Origin of the sequence: Candidatus Pelagibacter ubique HIMB140 (genome assembly GCF_025558165.1) — a bacterium.
Taxonomy (GTDB): Bacteria; Pseudomonadota; Alphaproteobacteria; order Pelagibacterales; family Pelagibacteraceae; genus Pelagibacter; species Pelagibacter ubique_T.
Map to the genome: position 1 here is coordinate 358,149 of NZ_LAMZ01000001.1, position 23,666 is coordinate 381,814.

At 28.7% G+C, this 23,666-nt stretch carries 29 protein-coding genes; 11 read left to right on the forward strand and 18 right to left on the reverse strand.

Annotation, left to right across the window (positions count from 1 at the left end):
* Positions 1 to 64 precede the first annotated feature (64 nt).
* A complete protein-coding gene (locus VP90_RS02085) occupies positions 65 to 550 on the forward strand; it encodes a YajQ family cyclic di-GMP-binding protein (protein ID WP_262589405.1) in 486 nt (161 codons plus the stop codon).
* Here the strand turns inward: VP90_RS02085 and VP90_RS02090 are convergent.
* Positions 547 to 1,332 carry a TIM barrel protein gene (locus tag VP90_RS02090; RefSeq protein ID WP_262589406.1) on the reverse strand — a complete coding sequence of 262 codons (786 nt, stop codon included), beginning with the start codon at positions 1,330 to 1,332 and terminating at the stop codon, positions 547 to 549. The genes VP90_RS02085 and VP90_RS02090 overlap by 4 nt on opposite strands.
* 119 nt (positions 1,333 to 1,451) lie before the next feature.
* Between VP90_RS02090 and VP90_RS02095 the strand changes: the two genes are divergently transcribed.
* Positions 1,452 to 2,915, forward strand: coding sequence for a DEAD/DEAH box helicase (locus VP90_RS02095; protein WP_425321975.1), 1,464 nt, complete (start codon positions 1,452 to 1,454; stop codon positions 2,913 to 2,915).
* Between the two features lie 2 nt (positions 2,916 to 2,917).
* On the opposite strand, the gene VP90_RS02100 is transcribed toward VP90_RS02095, so the two are convergent.
* The 4 genes from VP90_RS02100 to VP90_RS02115 form a co-directional block, all read right to left on the reverse strand.
* Complete coding sequence (locus VP90_RS02100) at positions 2,918 to 3,253, reverse strand: hypothetical protein (protein ID WP_262589409.1); 336 nt, start codon at positions 3,251 to 3,253, stop codon at positions 2,918 to 2,920.
* Positions 3,254 to 3,263: 10 nt separating this feature from the next.
* Positions 3,264 to 3,884, reverse strand: coding sequence for an SOS response-associated peptidase (locus VP90_RS02105; protein WP_262589410.1), 621 nt, complete (start codon positions 3,882 to 3,884; stop codon positions 3,264 to 3,266).
* 1 nt (position 3,885) lies between these two features.
* Positions 3,886 to 4,434 (reverse strand): tetratricopeptide repeat protein, encoded by a 549-nt coding sequence (locus VP90_RS02110; RefSeq protein WP_262589411.1) that lies wholly within the window; start codon positions 4,432 to 4,434, stop codon positions 3,886 to 3,888.
* Positions 4,435 to 4,541: 107 nt separating this feature from the next.
* The gene (locus tag VP90_RS02115) at positions 4,542 to 4,799 is read right to left on the reverse strand and encodes a hypothetical protein (protein ID WP_262589412.1); all 258 of its coding nucleotides are present in this window, start codon (positions 4,797 to 4,799) and stop codon (positions 4,542 to 4,544) included.
* Positions 4,800 to 4,929: 130 nt separating this feature from the next.
* Here VP90_RS02115 and VP90_RS02120 point away from each other — a divergent pair, with 130 nt between their 5' ends.
* A complete protein-coding gene (locus VP90_RS02120; protein WP_262589413.1) occupies positions 4,930 to 5,325 on the forward strand; it encodes a hypothetical protein in 396 nt (131 codons plus the stop codon).
* Positions 5,326 to 5,331: 6 nt separating this feature from the next.
* On the opposite strand, the gene VP90_RS02125 is transcribed toward VP90_RS02120, so the two are convergent.
* Genes VP90_RS02125 through VP90_RS02135 form a run of 3 tightly spaced genes read right to left on the reverse strand, consistent with a single transcriptional unit; the run spans position 5,332 to position 7,150 of the window.
* Positions 5,332 to 5,793, reverse strand: coding sequence for a hypothetical protein (locus tag VP90_RS02125; RefSeq protein ID WP_262589415.1), 462 nt, complete (start codon positions 5,791 to 5,793; stop codon positions 5,332 to 5,334).
* Between the two features lie 9 nt (positions 5,794 to 5,802).
* The gene (locus VP90_RS02130; RefSeq protein WP_262589417.1) at positions 5,803 to 6,450 is read right to left on the reverse strand and encodes a prepilin-type N-terminal cleavage/methylation domain-containing protein; all 648 of its coding nucleotides are present in this window, start codon (positions 6,448 to 6,450) and stop codon (positions 5,803 to 5,805) included.
* Between the two features lie 10 nt (positions 6,451 to 6,460).
* On the reverse strand, positions 6,461 to 7,150 hold the full coding sequence (locus VP90_RS02135) for an ion transporter (RefSeq protein ID WP_262589418.1): 690 nt from the start codon (positions 7,148 to 7,150) through the stop codon (positions 6,461 to 6,463).
* Positions 7,151 to 7,221: 71 nt separating this feature from the next.
* Between VP90_RS02135 and VP90_RS02140 the strand changes: the two genes are divergently transcribed.
* The gene (locus tag VP90_RS02140; RefSeq protein ID WP_262589419.1) at positions 7,222 to 7,815 is read left to right on the forward strand and encodes a hypothetical protein; all 594 of its coding nucleotides are present in this window, start codon (positions 7,222 to 7,224) and stop codon (positions 7,813 to 7,815) included.
* Here the strand turns inward: VP90_RS02140 and VP90_RS02145 are convergent.
* Positions 7,808 to 8,419 carry an arylesterase gene (locus tag VP90_RS02145; RefSeq protein ID WP_262589420.1) on the reverse strand — a complete coding sequence of 204 codons (612 nt, stop codon included), beginning with the start codon at positions 8,417 to 8,419 and terminating at the stop codon, positions 7,808 to 7,810. The genes VP90_RS02140 and VP90_RS02145 overlap by 8 nt on opposite strands.
* Here VP90_RS02145 and VP90_RS02150 point away from each other — a divergent pair.
* Positions 8,418 to 9,083 carry an ABC transporter ATP-binding protein gene (locus tag VP90_RS02150; RefSeq protein WP_262589421.1) on the forward strand — a complete coding sequence of 222 codons (666 nt, stop codon included), beginning with the start codon at positions 8,418 to 8,420 and terminating at the stop codon, positions 9,081 to 9,083. The two genes, VP90_RS02145 and VP90_RS02150, sit on opposite strands and share 2 nt — an antisense overlap.
* Positions 9,067 to 11,601, forward strand: coding sequence for an ABC transporter permease (locus tag VP90_RS02155; RefSeq protein ID WP_262589422.1), 2,535 nt, complete (start codon positions 9,067 to 9,069; stop codon positions 11,599 to 11,601). Before VP90_RS02150 ends, VP90_RS02155 begins: the two co-directional genes overlap by 17 nt.
* On the opposite strand, the gene VP90_RS02160 is transcribed toward VP90_RS02155, so the two are convergent.
* From VP90_RS02160 to VP90_RS02185, 6 genes are all read right to left on the reverse strand, one after another.
* Positions 11,602 to 12,015, reverse strand: a complete 414-nt coding sequence (locus tag VP90_RS02160) for a carbonic anhydrase (RefSeq protein WP_262589423.1) — start codon at positions 12,013 to 12,015, stop codon at positions 11,602 to 11,604. It lies immediately after the preceding gene.
* On the reverse strand, positions 12,012 to 12,581 hold the full coding sequence (locus tag VP90_RS02165; protein WP_262589424.1) for an SOUL family heme-binding protein: 570 nt from the start codon (positions 12,579 to 12,581) through the stop codon (positions 12,012 to 12,014). Before VP90_RS02165 ends, VP90_RS02160 begins: the two co-directional genes overlap by 4 nt.
* 14 nt (positions 12,582 to 12,595) lie before the next feature.
* Positions 12,596 to 13,342: a sulfite exporter TauE/SafE family protein gene (locus VP90_RS02170; protein WP_262589425.1), complete on the reverse strand. Its 747-nt coding sequence runs from the start codon at positions 13,340 to 13,342 to the stop codon at positions 12,596 to 12,598.
* 20 nt (positions 13,343 to 13,362) lie between these two features.
* Complete coding sequence (locus VP90_RS02175) at positions 13,363 to 14,127, reverse strand: SDR family NAD(P)-dependent oxidoreductase (protein ID WP_262589427.1); 765 nt, start codon at positions 14,125 to 14,127, stop codon at positions 13,363 to 13,365.
* 48 nt (positions 14,128 to 14,175) lie between these two features.
* Positions 14,176 to 14,433 carry a GNAT family N-acetyltransferase gene (locus tag VP90_RS02180; RefSeq protein WP_262589429.1) on the reverse strand — a complete coding sequence of 86 codons (258 nt, stop codon included), beginning with the start codon at positions 14,431 to 14,433 and terminating at the stop codon, positions 14,176 to 14,178.
* A gap of 172 nt (positions 14,434 to 14,605) precedes the next feature.
* Positions 14,606 to 16,039 carry a helix-turn-helix domain-containing protein gene (locus tag VP90_RS02185; RefSeq protein WP_262589430.1) on the reverse strand — a complete coding sequence of 478 codons (1,434 nt, stop codon included), beginning with the start codon at positions 16,037 to 16,039 and terminating at the stop codon, positions 14,606 to 14,608.
* 111 nt (positions 16,040 to 16,150) lie between these two features.
* Between VP90_RS02185 and VP90_RS02190 the strand changes: the two genes are divergently transcribed.
* From VP90_RS02190 to VP90_RS02200, 3 genes are all read left to right on the forward strand, one after another.
* Positions 16,151 to 16,312: a hypothetical protein gene (locus VP90_RS02190; protein ID WP_262589431.1), complete on the forward strand. Its 162-nt coding sequence runs from the start codon at positions 16,151 to 16,153 to the stop codon at positions 16,310 to 16,312.
* A 40-nt stretch (positions 16,313 to 16,352) separates the two neighbouring features.
* Positions 16,353 to 17,627, forward strand: coding sequence for an isocitrate lyase (gene aceA / locus VP90_RS02195; RefSeq protein WP_262589432.1), 1,275 nt, complete (start codon positions 16,353 to 16,355; stop codon positions 17,625 to 17,627).
* Between the two features lie 101 nt (positions 17,628 to 17,728).
* The gene (locus VP90_RS02200; RefSeq protein WP_262589433.1) at positions 17,729 to 18,868 is read left to right on the forward strand and encodes a glycine cleavage T C-terminal barrel domain-containing protein; all 1,140 of its coding nucleotides are present in this window, start codon (positions 17,729 to 17,731) and stop codon (positions 18,866 to 18,868) included.
* Here the strand turns inward: VP90_RS02200 and VP90_RS02205 are convergent.
* Both VP90_RS02205 and VP90_RS02210 read right to left on the reverse strand, forming a co-directional pair.
* Positions 18,865 to 19,632: an ABC transporter permease gene (locus tag VP90_RS02205; RefSeq protein ID WP_262589435.1), complete on the reverse strand. Its 768-nt coding sequence runs from the start codon at positions 19,630 to 19,632 to the stop codon at positions 18,865 to 18,867. The genes VP90_RS02200 and VP90_RS02205 overlap by 4 nt on opposite strands.
* Positions 19,622 to 20,554 (reverse strand): ABC transporter ATP-binding protein, encoded by a 933-nt coding sequence (locus tag VP90_RS02210; protein WP_262589436.1) that lies wholly within the window; start codon positions 20,552 to 20,554, stop codon positions 19,622 to 19,624. Before VP90_RS02210 ends, VP90_RS02205 begins: the two co-directional genes overlap by 11 nt.
* 69 nt (positions 20,555 to 20,623) lie before the next feature.
* Here VP90_RS02210 and VP90_RS02215 point away from each other — a divergent pair, with 69 nt between their 5' ends.
* Positions 20,624 to 20,992: a thioredoxin family protein gene (locus VP90_RS02215; RefSeq protein WP_262589437.1), complete on the forward strand. Its 369-nt coding sequence runs from the start codon at positions 20,624 to 20,626 to the stop codon at positions 20,990 to 20,992.
* Position 20,993: 1 nt separating this feature from the next.
* On the opposite strand, the gene VP90_RS02220 is transcribed toward VP90_RS02215, so the two are convergent.
* Positions 20,994 to 22,433 carry a sodium:solute symporter family transporter gene (locus VP90_RS02220; RefSeq protein WP_262589438.1) on the reverse strand — a complete coding sequence of 480 codons (1,440 nt, stop codon included), beginning with the start codon at positions 22,431 to 22,433 and terminating at the stop codon, positions 20,994 to 20,996.
* Positions 22,434 to 22,560: 127 nt separating this feature from the next.
* On the opposite strand from VP90_RS02220, the gene mgrA reads away from it, so the two are divergent.
* Positions 22,561 to 23,589 (forward strand): L-glyceraldehyde 3-phosphate reductase, encoded by a 1,029-nt coding sequence (gene mgrA, locus VP90_RS02225; RefSeq protein ID WP_262589439.1) that lies wholly within the window; start codon positions 22,561 to 22,563, stop codon positions 23,587 to 23,589.
* The last annotated feature ends 77 nt before the right edge of the window (positions 23,590 to 23,666 follow it).

Sequence of the window (23,666 nt, forward strand, 5' to 3'; positions counted from 1 at the left end):
TTGAGATTTACTTTATCTTTAATTACATTTAATAAAAAATACTTTATTATAAAAAAATTAAATTATGCCTTCATTTGATGTCATCAGTAAAATTAATTATCAAGAATTTGATAATGCTTTAGCAAATTGCTTAAGAGAAATTAGCAATCGATACGATTTTAAAGGACTACACATTACTATAGAGCGAAAAGATAAATCAGTTACCACTAACGCTCCTGATGAATTAAAATTAAAGCAAGTTAATGAATTATTACAAACTCATTTGGTAAGAAGAAAAGTAGATCCAAGAGTTTTAGAAGTAAAAAGTTCAGAGGGTGCTTCAGGTGGTGCTATAAGACAAGTAAGTGAACTTAAAGAAGGTATTAGCCAAGAAAATGCAAAAAAAGTTATAGCCGATATTAAAAAACTTAAACTTAAAATTCAGGTTAAAATTCAAGGTGATGAATTAAGAGTTGATGGTAAAAAAAGAGATGATCTTCAAGAAGCTATAGCAGCAATTAAAGCTATTGATATTGGGCTTCCTATAGATTTCGTAAATTTCAGAGATTAAAGATCAATAGTAAAAGCTTTCTCAAATCTTTCTAAAGCTAATTCTGGATTGTTAGAGGCAAAAGATTCCAAACCAACTGGTCCTCTATAATTCATATCATAAAGTGATTTTGCAATTAATTTATAATTCATCTCACCAGTTTCTGGCTCACACCTTCCTGGATTATCTGCAACTTGAACTTCACCAATGTAATCTAGACATTTCTTACACCACCTGATCACATCTCCTTCACCTATTTGTGTGTGATATAAATCAAGATTTATTTTCAATTGAGGCCTATTTATTTTTGATACTAATTCATAAACATCAGCGGTAGAATTAAATGGACAACCTGGGTGATCTAAAAGGTTTAAATTTTCTAGAGTAAAAACAACACCTTCTTTTTCTGCAATGTCACAAACTCTATTTAAAGTATCATTAGCTTTAATCCACATTTCCTTAGATGGATTATTATTTTGCTTTATTGGAATTCCTCCTTCGCCTAGTCCCGTACCATGTAAATTTAATCTAGATACATTTAATCTTTTTCCAACAACAATTGTTTCTTTTATAGATTTAATTAATTCATCAGCACCCTTTTCATCAGCTAAGGATCCAACTAAATATCCATTCATAATGGTATAGTTGGCTTTTATTTTTTCTAATTGATCAACATCATGATCAATCCAATTCCAAATACCTACGCCAAACCCCATTTCAGTTAAACGACTTACTCTCCAATCAAAAGGCTTATCGGTCCATAACATTTCTGCACATGCAGCAAGAGGAAATTTGTAGATCATATTTTTAATTTATCATTAATACCTGAAAGATATTTAAGCAATTAAAGAATTACTTGTATATAAGTCTAAAAGATATATGCATTGTTTTTAAGTACTAATATATATTTATCTTTCCCAACATAATGAACTTCTCTGATCTAAATATTGAAAATAAATTAAAAAGATCAATTGAATTAGCTGAATTTAAAACTCCAACGCCTATTCAAAGTCAATCAATACCAATTAGTTTAGAAGGAAAAGATGTTTTAGGAACTGCTCAAACAGGTACGGGTAAAACATTAGCATTTACAATTCCAATGCTGAATAAGCTTTTAAAAGATAAGCAAGCAATGGCGTTAATAATTTGTCCAACAAGAGAACTTGCAACACAGGTGATGGAAACTGTTCTAAAACTAAATATTAGAGAGATCGGAATTGGTAATGCTCTTTTAATTGGTGGTGAGAGTATGCAAAAACAACTCAGACAGCTAAAAAAGGGAGCAAGAATTATAGTTGGAACCCCTGGAAGAATTAACGATCACATAGAACGAAAAAGTTTGAACTTATCTAGAGTTAATTACTTGGTTCTTGATGAAACAGATCGAATGTTGGATATGGGATTTACTCCTCAAATAGAAATAATTTTAAAATTTATTCCAAAAGATCATCAAACATTATTGTTTTCTGCAACTTTACCTGAAAACATTTTAAAAATTTCTCAAAAGTATCTTAATAATCCCGAAAGAGTATCTGTAGGATCTTTATCAACTCCAATTGAAAAAATTAAACAAGAAACTTTTGAAATCACAGCTGACAAAAAATATCATGAATTGATTAATCAATTAGTTGAAAGAAGTGGATCTATTTTAGTTTTTGTTAAAACTAAACATGGTGCTGATAAAATTGTAAAAAGATTAAAATATGACGGCCATAAAGCTGATGCCATTCATGGAAATCTTAGACAAAGTAAAAGAGATAGAGTTATTAGAGGATTTAGAAATGGTAATAGCAGGATTTTAATTGCAACAGATGTTGCAGCAAGAGGATTAGATATTCCAGTTATAAAACACGTTATCAATTACGATCTTCCACAAGTTCCGGAAGATTATATTCACCGAATAGGTAGAACAGGCAGAGCTGGAAAAGATGGTTCAGCTTTAACTTTTTTAACTAATAGTGATCGAAATATGTGGAGATCTATACAAAAGTTAATAGATCCAAATTTTAAAACTTTTCAAGAAATTGAAAAAAATAGATCTAAAAAAAATAAAAAAGATAAGAAATCATTTAATAAAAAGAAAAAATTCAGAGATAAAACAAATTCTAAATTTAAGAAAAATAAAAGATTTAACAAAAAAGAAAATAACCAAAGATCAAAATTTAAAGATAAAAAGAAATCTTTTAAAAAAGATCATAAAAAATCTAAATTTAAGAACAAAGAAACAACAGCTGGATATACAAATAATCCTAAATATTTTAGTAAAAAACAAGATAATCCAATGGAAAATGAAAACTTTAAACAAAAATCTTTTAAGAAAAGAAATAAATTTAAAAATCGTAAGAGACCAAAAAATTTTTCATTCAAAAAGCACAAACGTAAATAAAATTAAAATAAATTAATTAAATATTTGTGTAAAAAATATCCTATTATAAGCAAAGATATTCCTATTAAATAAATTAACCAAAAATTCATTCCTAATGGTTTTGCAAAAAAGAATGGTAGAAAAAACAAGTAACTAACTGGAACTGCAATTAAAATACTTTTGGTAAATGTTACTGTTTTTTCAACATCTTGATGCTCATAATAAGAAAATATAATTGCAATCAAGGATGCAATTGGCAGAGCAATGATAAACCCAGATAATTTTGGGTATTGTCCGGATAACCAACTAGCAAAAGAAATTATTATTCCTGCAATTAAAACTTTTACAAAGAAAAACATGTTTTTATTATTAAACTTTTTGAATTAAAGATGCAGTATTATTCGTAGGTTTATTTACATCTTTGGATACTTCATGAAAAATAAGATTGGGTGATTTACGTTCATTTAGAAACGCTGATCCTTGTAATTCTAAATTAAGATATCTATTAACATCTGCTTGATAAAGAATAACTGGTTGTCGGTGATGAATTTCCTTAATATTTTCTTTTGCTTCTTCTGTAATTAAACAAAACTGATCATCTTCAAATATTCCAGCAAAATAGATTGTATTGGTGTCTTCACGAGTAAAGTAATGAGGAGTTTTTTCTTTCTCTTCCCTCTTCCATTCATAAAATCCATCCGCAACCGCAACACATCGATTATTTTTAATCAATTTTTTAAATGAAACCTTTTCATCTATGGTCTCAAGTCTTGCATTAATCAGAGCTTTAAAATCTTTGTCTTTTGCCCAGCTTGGAACCAAACCCCATTTCAAAGCTTCTAAGGTATTTCCATTTTTATATTTTTTTATAACTGGAAGTTTTTGATAAGGATGAGCATTATAGTTTTCATTATCCTCAACTTGAATTGCAGATTTAACTAGACTACTAGTTTTAGTAACTGGATTTTTAACAACGTATCTTCCACACATTTTAAATTGTTTGTTCTTTCATCAAATCTTCAATTTGTTTTATCATGATTTCTGGAGATCGCATGGACGGATAAATCTCTTGAGCTTGTTTGTAGCTTCTAATTGCTTTTTCAAAATTTTTTAACTGAATGTTTACTAAACCCTGCCCTGCTAAGGCACCAAAATGTCTTGGTTCTAATTCTAAAACTTTATCAATATCATCTTGTGATTTTTGATATTCTCCTAACATATAAAGAACAGTTGCTCTCTTATTCCAAGCTTCAGCCCAATTCTCATCAAGGTTTATTACTTCTGTAAATATTTCCCTTGCTTTTTTTGGCTGTTGGTTTCTAACAAACATTGAACCTTCCTCTAAACGAGCAGTCAGCTTTTCATCAGTTGGATGAGTGCTCCATAAAGACCAAATTTCCTGTTCAACAATAGATGCTACTTTTGCTTTATTAACTTTGAGCTCATTAAATAATTGATTTAGCCTTATGTCTCGATCATTTGCAAAAGATTGCAATTGTGAAAGTATTAAAATTAAAATTACTATAAATGACTTTTTCATAATCAAATATTAACAAATATGAATAATAGAGTCTTTATTCTTAAAACAATTTGATCATATTTTTACAACTTCAAAATGAATTTATAAATTTATTAAGATGAAAATTCTTAAGGTTTGTAACAATTTGTTGTTTCTTTTTTTATATTATAAATACAAGTAATTAACTTAGGTTCAAATTGCATTTTTGACGAACCATTATTTTTAAGATTATACAATATTTTTTGATCATTTATTAAAATTGTACTCTCTAAATTATATCCATTTGATAGATAATGATTTACTGTTCTAAGATTTCCAAGAGAGTCGGCAATAGCTGAAGAAAAAATAAAATTTAAACAAAACAATGTAATTAGTACTTTTTTCATGAAACGATTATTTCACTTTAAATTATTATATGGAAAAAAAAATATTTATTTATCAAAAAATCTCTTTATTGCTTAATAGATTTAAATATTTTGTTTATTTTTTAGTAATTATTAGGACTACAGAAGATCAATGAATTTTTTAAAAAATTTGATTAAAGGTGACTACGGACTTGGCAAAACATTCTGGGTTTATGGAACTCTATACCAGTTAATATTTAGCTTAATAATTTTTATAACATTTTTTTTTGCTTTAGATTCAATTGACAAGTCTCTTATAAATTATAGTCAAAATCCTGAGTTAATTATTAAACAAATTTTTTCAAATATTAGTAATTTTTATGCAACAATAATCGTAATAGAGTTAGCAATACTATTGATTTATACATTGATAATTACTATTGCGATGTGGAGAAGTGCAAGTAATAATGAAAATTGGTTTTGGCCAAGAGTTGTAAAAGTTTCTATAGCTCTTTCTATAGTCTATTATTTATACAAATTGATAATATTGTTAGAATTATTTGGTTAAAAACCATCAAGTGTTTTGATTTTTATTCTTACAGTTATAAAATAAGATTTCTTTTTCCTTCTCTTTTTCTTTTTGATTAATATTTGTTGTTATCTCATGAATAAGCTCTCCTGTTTTAAAAGTTAAAACAGCTGATTCTGAATAATTTTTATTTCTATCAAGAGCTTGAATTAAAACGACATCTTTATTAGAAATTTTTACGTCTAATTCAATTTTATCAATAAAATTAGATAAATTTTTGATGTTTAATACATTTGGTGATTTAGACTCTATTATTAATTTTTTAATATCATCTCTCTTAATTTGATCTTTTGTAAACGTTTCAAAGTTATGATCTGGATTTTTTAAAATCACTTTTTCAAATGCACATGTAAGATTTAAATTTTTATCTATTGTGATGTTTGTGTTCTGTGCTTTGGCAAAACTATAAGATATTAAAAAAATAAATAATGCTAAATATAATTTCATTAAAATATATTAATAATTAGCATCTGTATCAATACTGTCACTTCCAGTATGCCAATCACCATGTGCACTTTGACTCCATCCACAATCAGATTTAGCATCATCCACGCTATCCGCAAAATATGATCCACCAATTGATTTATGAGAATAATCTCCAGTATCCCTATGAATAATTACTCTAAATCTTGCCTTAGACATTGGGCAACCACCGCCTGATCCATAACCACCAGTAGATTTATAACAAAACATTTGAATTTGACCTCTTTTATGGTTTCCCCAAGCTTCATTATCTATTGTAATACTTGTCTTCTCTGGTGCCCAAGGATTTTTAAATTTAGAGTTATCTGTTCCACCATCTAGGAAATAGTTTTTCATAGAAATTAAAAATTGTTTACAAGTTGTGTCGCCATCAATCATATCACCCGTCAACATGTTACTGTCATCATATTCTGGGGTAGCACTACCTAAATCATTTTGAACAATAATAGTTTCAGTTTCCATATACTTGCTAATGGTACTATAATTTTGCTCTAACACTTTTGTTCTAGTAGAATCTACATAGCTATCGTATCCAACAATTCCTACGCCCGCTAAAACTCCGATTATTGCAACAACAACTAAGAGCTCAACTAAAGAAAAACCATTTTGTTTATATTTCATAAATTTTTAATTATAGTTTTTTTTGATTTATTACAACATCAACTAATATCGCTATAAGTAAATTTAGCATTGTAATTCCACATATAATTATAAAGCTGAAAAAATAAATCCAAGCCCACCAGTAAACATCCTGCAATGGAAGCATTACTTGTTCCCAACTAGATAGAGTTAAAACCTGAAACAACGTAATCATAGCAACACCAACATCGCTCCATCTTTCAGGAATATCTGTGCTAAATAAAATTGAGCCTATAGTTGCGTATATATAAAGAATGATGAACAATAATAATCCAACGTAAAACACTCTTTTGACGGATGTAAGCAGTGCTTCAATGATTTTTTTTAATTCTGGAACAACTGAAATAATTCTCAATACTCTAAATACTCTTAATAACCTTAATAGTAAGAAACTAGAATTATTTGGTATTGGAATTAATGAAATTAAGACAATTAAAGTATCAAATACATTCCATCCACTTTTAAAAAACTGTAGTTTTTTGGGTTCTCCTACAAATCTAATTATAATTTCAATGACAAAAAATATAGTAATTGAATAATCTAAATAATTAATTGCTTGTCTGGTAAGATCACTTAATTCATAAGTGTTAACCCCAATTGTAATTGCATTTAAAATAATAATTGAAATAACAACAAATTGGAAAATTCTACTTTCTTTTAAATTGTATAAAAAATTATTCATTAATTATTGATATAAACCATTTGTTGAATTTGTCACATTTAATGATTAATAATAAATTTTAAATACCAATCATGATCAAAAAATTTATTCAATTCTTTTTTATATCTTTCTTTCTTCTTTCAAATTCAAATTTGTTAGCAGCTAGTAATGATGACTATAAAAAAAATCATGAAAAGATGACGAAAAAACATGGTCATGGACATGGACAAAATGGTCATGATGAAGTTAATATGCCAGGTCTTCAAGGTAAAGATACAACAGATATTGAAGTTAGTGATCTTAAAAATATTTTCCAAAACCATAAAGAAATAAAAAGAACTGTTACCAATATTCCTAATGGTATTAAAACTGAAACATATTCTGAAGACGAAAATGTAAGACAATCAATTGTTAACCATGTTTCAATGATGATCACAAGAATCCAAGAAGGAAAAAATCCTGAAGTTATTATTCAATCACCTACATTAGATGTTTTATTTAGATATCATGATAAAATTGAAACTGAAATTGAATTAACAGATACGGGAATTAGTGTTTTACAAACTTCAGAAGATCCAAAGGTAGTTGAGCTTCTACAAAAACATGCTGCAGAAATAAATGACATGGTTGAAAAAGGAATGCGTGCGGTGCACGAAAGAATGATGTCCTCTAAAAAAACTAATTAATTGTTTTTTCTATAAATTTTTTAAGAGTTTTACTAATTACAATAGTTCCTTCTTTGTTTGGGTGAATTCCATCTTGTTGATTTAAACTTGGATCAAGTGCAACTCCTTCAAGTAAAAATGGGATCAAGGGTAAGTTATATTTTTTCGATAATTTTGGATAAATTGCATCAAACGCTTTTTTATATTCAGCACCATGTGTGGTTGGAGCAACCATGCCTGCAATAATAATTTTGATTTTTTTATTATTTGCTATCTTTATAATTTCTTCTAAATTTTTCTCAGTTTCCTCTGGTTTTATTCCTCTGAGCATATCATTAGCACCCAAGCCTAAAATCATTAAATCGATACTAGGTTCAGATAAACTCCATTCAGCAATGTTCAGTCCTCCTGAAGATGTACTTCCTGAAACACTCCCGTTAATTATCTTTATATTTAAACCATCTTTTTTAAAATTATCTTCTAATACCACTGATAAGTGATGTTCTTTAGGTAAACCGTATCCAGCCATTAAACTATCACCAAATAAGACAACCTTTTCTATTGCACTTGCATTAATGTGCACTAGAAAGATTATCAAAATTTTAATAAATAAACTTTTGTTCATGAGTGCACTTCTTAAATTAAAAAAAATAAATCTCAAATACCAAACTGGCAAAGAAAGCATCAGTGTTTTAAAGAATATTGACCTTACTATTAAGAAAAAGGAAACAGTTTCAGTAGTTGGTGAAAGTGGATCTGGTAAAACTAGTTTAATCATGCTGGTTGGAGGACTAGAAAAACCAACTTCAGGTAAAATTGTTTTTCAAGATCAAGAAATAACTGGTTTAAATGAAGATGAAGTTTCTGAAATTAGAAAGAAAAATATTGGAATTATATTTCAATCCTTTTATTTAATTCCAAATTACACAGCAGTTGAAAACGTTGCTTTAACACTAGAATTAAATAATTTTAAAAATCCTGAGAGTGAAGCAAAAAGTTTATTAGATAGATTTGGATTAAAGCACCGATTTAATAATTTGCCTAGTCAGTTATCAGGTGGTGAACAGCAAAGAGTAGCGATTGCAAGAGCTATAGCAATGAAGCCTGAATTAATCCTAGCTGATGAACCTACTGGAAACTTGGATACTGAAAACTCATTAATGATTTCAGATATTTTATTTAAATATGTAAAAGAAGAAGGATCTTCCTTAATCATGGTAACGCACGATCCAAAACTTGCCAATAAAGCAAAGAGAAAAATCAAAATAAAAGATGGAAAAATTAAATAATCGATCTGAATTTAGTTTGATTTTTAAATATGCTTTAAAAGATTTAAGCAGAAACTATCACAAAATCTCAAGTATTATTGTTACTCTATTTATCAGTCTCTTTATATTAAGTGCTATTTTTACAATTGAAGATAGTCTTAAAAAAGAACTAAACGATAATGCAAAAGCTTTATTAGGTGGTGATTTAGAAATTGATTACAATCGTAACCAAGGAAATCTCGAACTAGTTAATCAGGTAAAAGAATTTGCAACTGTATCTCAAATGATTGAGTTCAGTACGATGCTTTCAACAACTGGAAGAGAAAAAAATAAATCTTTATTCACTAGAATTAAAACAGTTGATGAAAAATATCCATTATATGGAGAAGTAGTATTTGAACCCGAAGGCGCTTACGAGCGAATGCAAAAGGAACCAAATACTATTTTAATTAATGAAAGCTTATCAAAGACACTAAACATAAAACTTAATGAACAAGTTAAAGTTCAAGACCAAAACTTTACAGTTATTGGAATTATAAAATCAGTTCCTGATGTTAGTGGATTTGTTGCTTTTGGTGATTGGGCACTAGCAGGAAAACAAACGTTAGAAATATTAAAACTAAATGGTATTGGAAGCTTCTTAAACTACGAATACAAAGTAAAATTTAAAGAAGGAGATAACCCTGAAGAGTTAGAAAAACGAATTGAGAATATTTTTAAAGATGATCAAAAAGTAAAGCTTCGTTATCCTGAAAATTCAGCAAGTGGAATAAAGAGAATAATTAATAATTTTTCACAATTTTTATCGCTTGTTTCAATAAGTGCGATGTTGATTGCTGGTATTGGAATAGCAAACACCCTTCTTTCTTTTATTAACCAAAACAATATGTCAATTGCTGTTAGAAAAGCAGTTGGATTTTATTCAGGAAATATAAAAACACTATATTATCTTCAACTATTAATATTGTTGTTTGTAATTACAGTTGTTTCCTATGGTTCTAGTTTTTTAATAGTACCTATAGCTGATAAATACTTATCAGATGGACTTGGATTAAATGTTTATCCAGTATTCTCTATTGTGAATTTTATTAAAATATTTTTAGTAGGTTTGTTGGTACTTGTAATATTTTCTATACCAACAATAAGTTCAATTGACCAAGTAAAAGCATCTAATTTATTTAGAAACGTTTTTCAAAACTTACAATTTTATTATTCAAAAAAGTCTGTTGTTTTAAGTTTTATTTTACTCTCTATTTTAGTTTTATTATTTACAGTTGGCTCCGAACAACCAACTTACAGTCTTGGCTACTTTGCTGCATTTTTTGTGTGTTTGATTGTGTTTTTCTTTCTTTCAAGAATAATTATATTTTTTCTTAAAAAATTTAAATCAAGCTCCAATATTTCATTAAAGGTATCAATTAAGAATATCACTCAAACTAAAAGTATAACTCCAATTACCATTATGTCTTTAGGGTTGGGAGTTACTTTACTTTTAACATTGGCGTTAGTTGGAACAAATTTTCAAAGAGAAATTGCTAAATCAATTCCTGATATTGCACCTGATTATTTCTTTGTGGGTATTCAAAAAGGAGAACGTGAAAAATTTGAACAAGGAATATTAAAAATGGATCCAAATGCAGACATTGAAGTTGTTCCAATGGTTTCATCTGGAATTACAAAAATTAATGGCATTAATCCAAATACTTATATTAAACCTGATAATGATAGTTATTGGGTAATTGGAAGTGAAAGAAGATCTTCATGGGTGGAAGATGTTCCTGAAGATAATCCATTAGTTGCTGGAAAATGGTGGGATTTAAATAAACCTAATCAACTTCAAATATCTTTAGATGCTAAAGTTGCAAGAGATTTTAACATTCAATTAGGAGATATTTTTACTTTAAATATATATGGAAGAGAAATTGATGGCGAAGTAGTTAATTTTAGAGAAGTTGATTATCGAGATTTAAGTATTAACTTTGCAATGCTATTTAATCCTCAATTCGCTCAAAATATTCCTCATGAATATTTAGCAACAGCAAAATTTAATTCTGATAAATTTGATGAAACTGAAATGCTGGAAGTTATGCCTAGCTTATCTATGATTAAAATTGCAGATTATCTGACAAAAGTAACAGCTGTTTTAAATAAAGTATTCATTGCAGTTACTTTAATATCAGCTGTAACTATTGTGATTGGTTTAATTGTTATTTCGAGTGCAATTATGGTTCAAGGTAAAGTTAAAGAATATCAAAACTTAGTGTTTAAAATTCTAGGCTTTTCGAAAAAAGAAATAATCCTCTCATCATTAATAGAATTCATCATTATCTTTAAATCAGTCATACTGATTGCAATATTTTTTGCAGTAATTGGTTCAAAATTTATTATGGAAAATATCTTTGAACTTGTGTGGATGTTTGATTTTAAAGTTTTAATTTATTTAGGTTTTTCAATTGGATTTGTAACATTGATATTGATTATGTTAACAAACTTGAAATACTTAAATCCAAAAGTTTACCCTTTGATTAGAAATCAATAATTAAAATTTCGTAATTTTACTATCTAGTGCAATTACATTTAATTCCACTTTTAGTTTTGGAAATCTTTTTTTAATTTCTTTTTTAAGTTTATTGAAAGAATCTTGGTGTATTTTTTTTTCATTTGCAAGCGTAAATTCTTTTTTTCCATTAGCAATTTTAGCAGCACCGCAATCTTTGTGATTAATAACAATAAGCTTTTCTATTTTATGGAGCTCAATTGAAGTTGCAAGATTGTCATAAAAAGTATTATGCCATTTTTTAAATTTATTATGCGTGATACCTACCGCAGCACCTGCAATTGTAAAAGCGCTGTACTTACCAGTTAATTTTTTTTTCTTTAAATGATTATGAACTAAATGTTGAAATCTTGGGTCCATACAAGATAACACCATTGCTTTAAATTTTGATTTCATGAATTAAACTCCACTTTATACATTGCCTCATTTCTTCTATTCATTGGAAGAGTAAAAGGACTATCATATGTAGCTCTAATAGGTGGACTTATAATTGAAATATTGTTTTTGTTTAGCTCTTTTTCTAGGATTTCTTTGTGCTTAATGAAATTTCCGTCAGAAGCTCTGCCAGAGTATCTAAGCACGGCATAATATCCTCCTTCAATATTTACTATTCTTACATCATCTCTACTTGGATTGGGCACATTATCTGAATTAAACTTCGAAGGTAAATAAAACTGCATAGTCATATTTCCATCTTTTTCTACTTGAGTAACCGGAGTAGTCATTGCTATTTTTTCCTGAGTATCATTTCTTCCTGAAATGTAATTAAATAATTTTCTAAAATTACTATCTATTCCAGCTCTAGAAGTTTCAACCGCTAAACGATCCGAATACTTTCTAATCTCATAAATTTCATTTTTATCAATCACTTCATATTTTGCTTCCTCATTAGCCATTAGCAAAGAATAAGGTAATAGGATTAAACTACAACAAATAAGAGTTATTAGTTTAAATTTTTTCATTTAATAAGCTTATTTTATAATAAAAAATCATAAAGCAATTTAGTGCTAGTTATTAAAATTAAACTATACAAAATATTATAGAATAATTTTTCTTCTATTATTTTAAGCAATTGGTAACCAACTAAAATACCCAATAAGGCAACTGGAAATAAAATAAGAGATTGCTTAAACGTCTCTAAATTGGTCATTGATAGATTTATATACAATGGAAGCTTGATTAAATTTACAAATGTAAAAAATATTATACGTGTTCCAACATAAATTTCTTTTTTCATTCTAAGTGGAAGCATATAAATACTTGTGGGTGTTCCACCTGCATGAACGCAGAAACTAGTAAATCCAGCTATTGTTGAGCAAATACTTCCTTTTAATGAATTTTTTGGCGATTTTTCTTCCTTATTTTTTTTAAAAAAAAAGTAGTGTCCTGCAAAAAGAAAACCCATAAGACCAACAATAAATTTTAACAAAGCTTCTGAAAAATACGAAAATGTTAATGAACCTATTATTATTCCTAAAGCAGCAAAAGGAACCATTAACTTTAAAGTACTTAAATCAAATTCTTTTCTGTATTTATAAGTAGCGATAAAATCAGAGAAAATTAAAATTGGTAAAATAATTCCTAAGGCTTGAGTTAATGGCATTGCCACTGTCATTAAAGGAATTGAAATTAAAGCAATAGATCCTCCTAAACCAGATTTTGCAATACCAAATAAAAGAATTGCAGGAAAAACCGTAAAGAAAAATAATAAATTTATTTCCATTAATGATTTTAGTTAATTGATTATGTCCAACCGCCGTCTACAACGATATCCTGTGAAGTAATCATCTTGCTATCATCTGAAGCTAAAAATAATGCAGCATTTGCTATATCTTCAGGTAAAACTTTATCTGGCAAACACTGGCCCTCTTTAATTTTTTTCTCTCCTTCTTCATCAAGATGAACTTCAATTTGTTTTTTAGTCATTGTCCATCCTGGCACAAGTGTGTTTACTCTTATTCTGTCTTTACCAAATCGTTTAGCTAGTCCATGTGTTAATCCGTGTAAAGAGGATTTGAAAACTCCATAAAGAATTGTCTTTTCATTTTTTCTCATCCATCCAATAGATCCAACATTAATAACTGATCCACCACCGAGCTTAATCATACTTTTTATTACTGCTTTAGCTGTAAACACATGAGGTCTTAAATTGGTTTGATATTCCCAATCAAAATATTCATGAGTAGTATCTAAAAATTCATGTCGTTCATCATTTGCAGCATTATTCAAAAGTACGCTCATGTCACCAATAGATTTGATAACTTCTTCAATTACAGCTTCTAAAGATTTTAAATCTGTAATATCACACTTATAAAATTTAGGAACAAAACTACATTCCTTTAAACTTTCAATTAATTCATTTGATGCTTCTTCATTTCTTCCAACAAAAGCAACTTTAGACCCTTGTTTTGCAAATTCTTCTACTAAAGTTGCCCCAATTCCTGTTGAGCCACCTAGTACAAAAACTACTTTGTCTTTAAGTGATGAATATGATGTTTTTAAATTCATAATAAATTAATAATGATGAAAGTTTATTTACATCAATCTTTAATAATTTTATATGATTTTAAATAGTTTTTTACCCAATGGACTTATTGGATCTTGTGGAATAGGCTTTTTGCCAGTTTTATCTTTAACAAGATTTAGTAGTTTTTTAGCTATTCCTTTTTTTCTAAATATTGGATTTACAAAAATATATTCAACTTCTGCTTTTTCATTAAATCTAACAAACCCTAATGTGGTATTTTGATTTTTATAGGTAAATACACCATCCGCCTCATCTAATTGATAATTTGAAATATCAAAATTACTCATGATTTTAGTAATTTAAAAGCAAAAGGATAATTGCTATTGCAGCAACTATAGAACTAACAACAATATAATTAAGCTTAATATTGAACTTTTTTTCAACAAAATCAGTTATTTTTTCCCAAAATAATACGATCAGAAAAATTATTATGGCAGGTAAAATATATTTAATCATAGTTTAAGATTTATCGTCACTGACATAAACAGAAACACCACGACTATTTAAGTCAACATCGAATTTTTTATGTAGTGGCGGAAATGCTCTTTGTGAACAATCTAATCTGTCACAGGTTCTACACGAAACACCAATGGGTATTTCAGTTGATTTGTCATTAATATTCATATTTTCAGTATAAATAAAATCTTTTGCATATTTTGCTTCACAACCTAAACCAATCGATAATACGTTTTTAGATTGTCCAAATCTTCCAATTCCTTTTTCTACAGTTTTTGCGATACAAACATATTTTTCACCATTATTCATTTTGCTAACTGCTGTATGTAAAACTCCTGGAGTAGTGAATGCAGTATAAACATTCCATCTTGGACAAGCTCCACCATATCTTGGTATATCAATTCCAGATAAAGAAAATCTCTTTGAAATATTTCCAGCCATATCAACTCTTAAAAAATGAAATGGAATACCTGGTAGTTTTGGATCTTGCAAACATGTAACTCTGTGAGCTACTTGTTCAAATGAAGTTGCGAATGTATTTTGCAATAATTCTAAATCATATTTTAATTTTTTACATTCAGAGTGAAATAGTTTGTATGGCATCAAAATTGCAGCACCACAATAATTTAACAAAGCAACTTTAGTGAGTTTTTTTGACTCTTCTGATGGAAAGCTAAATTTAGTTAAATAATATTCGACATCTTTAATTGCACCCATTTGTGCAACTTGAGATGCTGCATGTAATTTTTTGGTTTCTATAGAACTATAATCACTAAGCAATAACTCTTTTTTATTTTTGTTATAAATTTTTGAAAATGGTTTATTCTCATCAGGAATAACATCTTTTACGGTTATTGAATATTCTGACTGTAAATAATCGCACAAAGATAAATATCTCGTTCGATTATTTTTTTGAATTTTGTTAAAAACTTTATTTGCAAATTCTTCTAACTTCGGAAAATAATTTTTGTTCTCTTGAAAAAAATCAACAACAACCTCTCCGGGGAAAGAATTTTTTCTATTATCTACAATTTTACCTGAAATTTTTTCAATCTTACTTATTAATTCATGATCTTTTTTTTTAAGAATATCTCCCAATCTAACGATAGCTTTTCCAATCTTTGGATTGGTGCTTACTAGATCTTTTACTTCCGGACCTAAAATATCTAAGTCTTCAAATAAAGTGTCATCTAAAATTTCTGAAATTGTATTTTGAAGATTGATATCTGTCTTTGATGTAAGATCTGATAATTGGATATTTAGTTTTTCACAAACATTTAAGAGTAAATCGCCATCTATTTTTCTTTTACCGCTTTCAATTAAGTTTAAATAACTAGGAGAAATACTTAAATCTTCAGCTAATTTGTTAGCTTGCAGTCCAAGTTGTCTTCTAAAAGCTCTGATTTTTGGCCCTATTTTAAGATCTATTTGACTCATTTTACTATTTGTAAATTTTGTAAATTTATTTTTACAATATTTTTTCCCTATTTACAAAGCTTTTTAACGTTTTTTATAGATTTTGTAAATTTTGTAAAATATATGACTCATATGGATAAAAACTTAAAAAACACAGAAAATGAAGCTCAAATCATCAAAAAAGAGGATTTAGATCACCATCATAATAAAGGAATTTACATGAGAGATGATCACTGTGATTGGGGTTCAAGTGGGATGAGTGAACTAATCGACGCTTTAAACGATAGTAACTAATTCTACTTTTTCAATTTTCTTCAACAAAGGATTATAAATAATGAGTGCAGAGAAAATCTCTTATGAGTTAAAAAGATATGCTGGTATCAAACGAGACTACACTGATGAAGAAGTGGAGAGATTAAGAGGTTCAATTAAAATTGAGTACTCACTTTGCAAAAATCAATCTGAAAAACTTTGGAAATTATTAAATACTGAAGCTTATGTTAATACACTTGGTTCTTTGTCAGGCAACCAAGCTGTTCAGCATGCAAAAGCAGGTTTAAAAGCAATATATCTAAGTGGTTGGCAAGTAGCAGCAGATGCTAATACTGCTGGAGAAATGTATCCAGATCAATCTTTATATCCTTATGATAGTGCTCCTAAGTTAGTTGAGTCTATGAACAACTCTTTAATTAGAGCAGATCAAATTCAACATATGGAAATGCAAGATGGAGACATGAAAAGAGAGGAAAAAGTAGATTATATGCTTCCAATTATTGCTGATGGAGAAGCAGGTTTTGGTGGACCATTAAATGTATTTGAATTAACTAAAAAATTTATAAGAGCAGGCGCTGCAGGTGTTCATTTTGAAGATCAATTAGCTAGTGAAAAGAAATGTGGTCATATGGGTGGAAAAGTTTTAGTTCCAACTGGTACAATGGTCAAAAACTTAAAAGCTGCAAGATTAGCTGCTGATATTGCAGAAGTTCCATTAATTATATTAGCAAGAACTGATGCTAATGCAGCAAAACTTATTACAAATGATTTTGATGAAAATGATAAACCATTTTTAACTGGTGAAAGATCTCCAGAAGGATTTCATTATGTTAAAGATGGAATTGAACAAGCTATCTCTAGAGGTTTGGCTTATGCACCGTATGCTGATTTAATTTGGTGTGAAACAGCTACTCCTAATTTAGCTGAAGCCAAAAGATTTGCAGATGCAATTCATGAGAAATTTCCTGGAAAACTATTAGCTTACAATTGTTCTCCATCATTCAATTGGAAAAAACATTTAAGTGATGACGAGATTGCTTCATTCCAACAAGAAATTGCTAAAATGGGTTACAAATTCCAGTTCATTACTCTTGCTGGATTTCATACTCAAAACATTGCAATCTTTGAGCTTGCTGAGAAATACAGAAAAGAAGGTATGGCTGCATATTCTAGAATTCAACAACAAGAATTCGCTAGAGAAAAAGATGGCTATACTAGCGTTAAACACCAACGAGAAGTTGGTACATCTTATTTTGATGCAGTATCAAATACTATTAGTAGTGGCCAAAGCTCAACAACAGCAATGGCTGGATCTACTGAATCTGAACAGTTTTAAAAAAAAATAACTTCCCTCTCCATTTTTTTTTGATAGCCCTTAATATAACTAGGGCTATTTTTTTTATTTGTAATTAATACTCGAACTGTTAAGGCTCTCAAATGTCTAATAAAAATTTTGGTTTTGGAACACAGATTAGAAAATCTCCTTATTTCGATGCTACTGTAAAATGGGGGGCAACAGGTTTTTCTGTCTATAATCATATGTATATTCCAAGGGATTTTGGAAGTCCTGAGCAAAACTTTTGGAACCTTATTGAAAAATCAATTTTATGTGATGTGGCAGTCGAAAGACAGGTCGAGATCACTGGTCCTGATGCATATAAATTTACTCAGCTTTTAACACCTAGAGATCTTTCAAAGTTATCAGTTGGACAATGTAAATATGTTTTAATTGTAAATAATGATGGTGGAATTTTAAATGATCCAGTTTTATTAAGACTAGCTGAAAACCATTTTTGGCTATCTTTAGCAGATAGTGATGTTTTGTTATGGGCGCAAGGTGTTGCGATTAACTCAGGTTTAGATGTTAAGATATCTGAACCAGATGTATCCCCTCTACAGTTACAAGGCCCTACCTCACAAGAAATAATGGTCAAACTATTTGGTGAAGATATCAGAGATCTTAAATATTATTGGCTTAGAGAATATGAGCTTGATGGAATTCCATTAATCGTTTCAAGAACTGGTTGGTCAAGTGAACTTGGTTATGAAATATATTTAAGAGATGGTTCAAGAGGTAATGAACTTTATGAAAAAATAATGGAAGCTGGTAAAGAACATGGTCTTCAACCTGGTCATACATCCTCTATTAGAAGAATTGAAGGTGGTATGCTTTCTTATCACGCAGATGCAGATATTCATACAAATCCATTTGAGTTAGGATTTGATCGATTAGTTAATTTAGATACTGATATAAATTTTATAGGTAAAGAAGCACTAAAAAAAATAAAACAAGAAGGAATTAAAAGAAAACAAGTTGGTCTTATCATTGATTGTAATCCTTTGTCAGGACCAAACACAACTTTTTGGCCAATTGAAAAAGATGGTAAGACAATTGGTAAGGTAACTTCAGCTGTATATTCACCTAGATTGAAAAAGAATATTGCACTTGCAATGATTGAAGTTAATTATTCAGAGTTAGGCAATAAATTAGACATAGAAACTCACGAAGGAAAATGTTCTGCTACAATAGTAGAAAAACCTTTTTACGACCCAAAAAAGAAAATAGCTAGTAGCTAAGATTTAATATTGTATCCTTTTTTCAATAAAACTGTAACAACAGTTACACATGACATCAAAAATACTACCATTGAAATAACACTCACCCAAATATTGAAATCTGAAACACCATAAAAGGCAAATCTTAAACCATTAATTAAATAAACAACTGGGTTAAAATAAGTAACTGTTTGCCAAAACTCAGGCAACATATCTAAAGAATATAAACTACCACCTAAAAATACCATTGGCGTAATAACTAAAGTTGGGATGATAGACATTTGCTCAAAATTAGAGCTCATTAAACCAATTAAAAAACCAAACAAAGCAAAAGTAAATGCTACTAATACTAATAAAAATATCATTAACAATGGATACATTACTTGAACTTCAACAAAGAACGTTGATGTTAAAAATATAACTAATCCAACAATAAGAGTTTTAGTAGCACCAGCACCCACAAAAGCTAAAACAATTTCAAAAGTTGAAATTGGTGCAGCTAAAATTTCATAAATAGTTCCATTAAATTTTGGAAAAAATATCCCAAATGAAGTGTTACTGATTGATTGGGTTAACAATGTTAACATTAAAAGACCAGGAACAATAAAAGATCCATAACTAATTCCATCAATTTTTTCTACATAACCACCAATTACAGATCCAAAAACTATAAAATAAAGAGAGGTTGATAGAACTGGTGAAAACAATGATTGCATCAATGTTCTCTTAAATCGATCCATTTCATGTAAGTACATTGCTCTAAATGCGTAATAATTAAACTTCATTGTTCTCCTTTACTAATGTCACAAATATTTTCTCTAAAGTAGTTTGCTCAGTTTTTAAATCTTGTAATTTTAAATTTGCATCTTTTAAATCTTGTAACAAGTTAGTTATTCCAGTGCTTTTAGCTCTAACATTATATGTGTAATTGATTGATTTTTTATCTTCTCCAATTTCTAAATTATACTTATCTAAACTGCTTGGGATTTCAGTGATTTCTTCTTGAAGATCTACTGTAAGTTTTTTATGTCCCATTTTTTTCAATAATTCTTTTGTTTCATCAACAACAATGATTTCTCCTTGATTGATTACTCCTACTCTATCAGCGATTGCTTCTGCTTCTTCAATATAATGAGTAGTAAGAATAATAGTAACACCAGTTTTTCTTAGTGTTTCAACTACCTTCCACATGTCTTGACGTAATTCAACATCCACACCAGCCGTTGGCTCATCTAAAAATAATATAGTTGGTTCGTGAGACAATGCTTTTGCAATTAATACCCGCCTCTTCATTCCTCCAGATAACTGTCTTAATCTTAAATCTTTTTTATCCCATAAGCTTAAGTCTTTTAAAATTTTTTCAATATGTTTTGGATCTGGTTTTTTTCCATACAAACCTCTTGAATAAGAGACATTGTTAAAAACTGTTTCAAATTGTTCTAAGGTTAACTCTTGTGGAACTAATCCAATTCTAGATCTTGTTTCTCTGTAATCATCAATGATATCAAAATCATCTACAGTAACTTTTCCTGAAGATGGTCTAACGATTCCACAAATAATACTTATAAGAGTAGTTTTACCTGCACCATTCGGTCCAAGCATTGCAAAAATTTCACCTTTTTTGATGTTTAAGTTTATTTTCTTTAATGCTTCAAAGCCATTATCGTAGACTTTTGATAGATTATTTATGCTTATTTGATCTGACATGGACAAGGCATATATAGAGACAATTTATTGTATTACAATATTTTAAAATTTGTTTACAACCCACCATTAATGAGAAAAATTTTTGTATTTATCTGTTTTATCTTAACATTCACTACTAATGTGATGGCTAAAGAAACAACTTATACTAAAGAGTTGTTTGATAAGGCTTTAGCGGATGGAAAAGTTGTAGTGGTTAGTTCTTGGGTTAAATATTGTACATCTTGTGCCAGCCAAATGAAAGTTCTTGATAAAGCAAAAAATGATTTTGATAATATTGAATACTTTAAATTTGATGTAACAAATAAAGAAATAGCTAAATTTTTTAATGTTCAATATCAAACGACACTTTTAATTTTTAAAGATAATAAAGAAGTTTACAGAAGCATTGGTGAGACAACCAAAGAACTTATTTATGACGCTTTAAAATCAGTGATCTAAATTAATTACTTTTCAATTTCAAAATTACTGCTGGTAAAAAAGTTGCAACAACAAATGATAAAAATAATAAAGATTGTGCAACAAAAGGTGAAAATAGATCTTTAGACATCAATCCCCCGACCAATAAACTTTTAGAAAAATCTGGATAAGGAAACATTAAAAACCCACCAATTAAACCAATTATAATTGAAACATAAGCAGTTTTTTCATTTACCTTGTTGTAAAAACTGTAAAATACCGTGAATACAAAAGCACAACAAAATAAATCTGCAAGTAAAAATAAATACAAAATATCAAATCCTTTTGATGCAACACCAAATGCAATCAATGATAAAAATACGATAAAGTATTTAGAAATTTTTAAATAATCTGTTTTTTTATCTAAATTAAAAGTTGCTTTACCATCAACAACAAACAAACTTGATATGGCATTAACCAATGTATCAACTGTTGAAATTGTTAAAGCTAATCCAAGAATAATAATAATTAAGGATAGTGTTTCAGTTTGTTCTTTTAATAATAAAGTAAAAAATCCTAAATCAGCTCTTGCTGAAGGATCAATAGAAAATGACACCATTCCAATAAAGCCCATTAAAAAAACTATTGGAACAATTACAAAAAAAGAAATGATCAATGCTGATTTTAAAGTGTTGTAATCTTTAGCAGCATAAACACGTTGCCAGTTTCCTTGGTGGAATAAATTTGTAGCAGCAACTGCAATAAAAAAAGTTAACCCAGCAGTATAACTTGGAATATAAGATGAACTTAACAATTGCGGATTTTTTTCTTTAATTAGTGCAAAAGAAAAATTATCTCCTGTTGATGAACTGATAATTAAAATTAGAATTAATAAAAGAAAGCCAATTACTATCATTTGAATATTGTCAGTAAAAATAGAAGCTCTTAAGCCTCCATAAAGCGTATAGGTTAAAGTGGCTAAAAGCACAATTAATGCAGTGACCCAAAGATCTGTACCTGATAAATAATTTATCAAAACTGCAACAGCTGTCACCTCTGCGCAAAGAAAAATAAACATGTAAAAGATTGTCATTAACAAAATCAGTTTAAACAAACTTTTTCCAAATTTTTTTCTCATAAACTCAATTAGAGAAGAGCCTTTTGGGAACTCTGATCTAATTTTTCTTCCAAAATAAATTAAGAAAATCATGGGGAAAGCTGTACCAAGTGCATAACCAATAACTGCCCCTATTCCTCCCCATGTAGCAGCAGCAACAGGGCCAAATAAAATCCATGCTCCTAAAGCAGATGCAACAAGACTTGTTGTTAATGAAAATAATTCTATATTTCTATTTGCTGTTAAATAGTTACTTATTCCTTGGAATTTTTTAGAATGATAAATTCCTAATGCAGCAAATACCAAACTAATAATAATTACTAATGTTAATGATGATGATTGACTTAAAAAGTATGTGTTATCCATTTTTCCCTTTCTGAATTACCGGACAGGTTCGTAGGGTTTAATCTCAGTCTGTTAAGACACCCCTTTGTCTTAAATATATATTTAATTTTATGTTTTTAAACTAAAATATTAAGTTATATTAAGAGTTATGAACTACAAAGCATCACCAAAAAGATATTCCAACATGAAATATAGAAGATGTGGGAAGAGTGGTGTTGATCTACCTTTGATAAGCCTTGGTCTTTGGCATAATTTTGGTGGTAAACAACTTACATCTGAAGCAAAGAAAATGTTGTTTTATTCTTTTGATTCAGGGATTACTCATTTTGATTTAGCAAATAATTACGGTCCCCCTGCAGGAAGTGCTGAGGCTAATTTTGGAAAAATTTTAAGTAAAGAATTTAAAAGATATAGAGATGAATTAATCATCTCATCTAAAGCAGGTTATGATATGTGGGAAGGACCTTACGGTGAATGGGGTTCTAAAAAATATATTATTGCAAGCTGTGATCAAAGTTTAAAGAGAATGGGATTGGATTATGTAGATATATTTTATTCGCATAGATTTGATCCAAATACACCATTAGAGGAAACTGCAGATGCCTTGGAGCTTATTTATAGATCTGGTAAAGCTCTTTATATTGGTATTTCTTCTTATTCTTCAAAGAAAACAATTGAGATATTTAATATTTTAAAAAAAAGAAACATTAAAATATTTATCCATCAACCTTCTTATTCATTAATAAATAGATGGTTTGAAAAAGATTTAGATAAAAATTTAATTAAATTAGGAATTGGAACTATTGCTTTTTCTCCATTAGCACAAGGAATGTTGTCGGATAAATATTTAAAAGGAATTCCAAAAGCATCAAGAGCAAGTGATCCAAAATCTGCATTAGATAAAAGTTTCATAACTAAAAGAAACATAAAGATAATTTCAGATTTAAATCAAATTGCTAAAAAAAGAGGTCAAACATTATCGCAAATGGCTTTGGCTTGGGTTTTAAATAATAAAGCAGTCACTACAGCTTTAATTGGGGCAAGTAGTGTAAAACAAATAAAAGAAAATATTGAAAGCTTAAATAATTTAAATTTTTCTAAATCTGAACTTAAAGAAATAAATAAAAAAGCTAAAGATGGAAATATTAATAAGTGGGCAAGATCTAGTTCTTATTAAAAGAAGTGTTTTTCAATTAAATAATGAAGAGTAAAAATAATTAAAGAAGCACAAATAATTAGAAATACTCTTTCTTG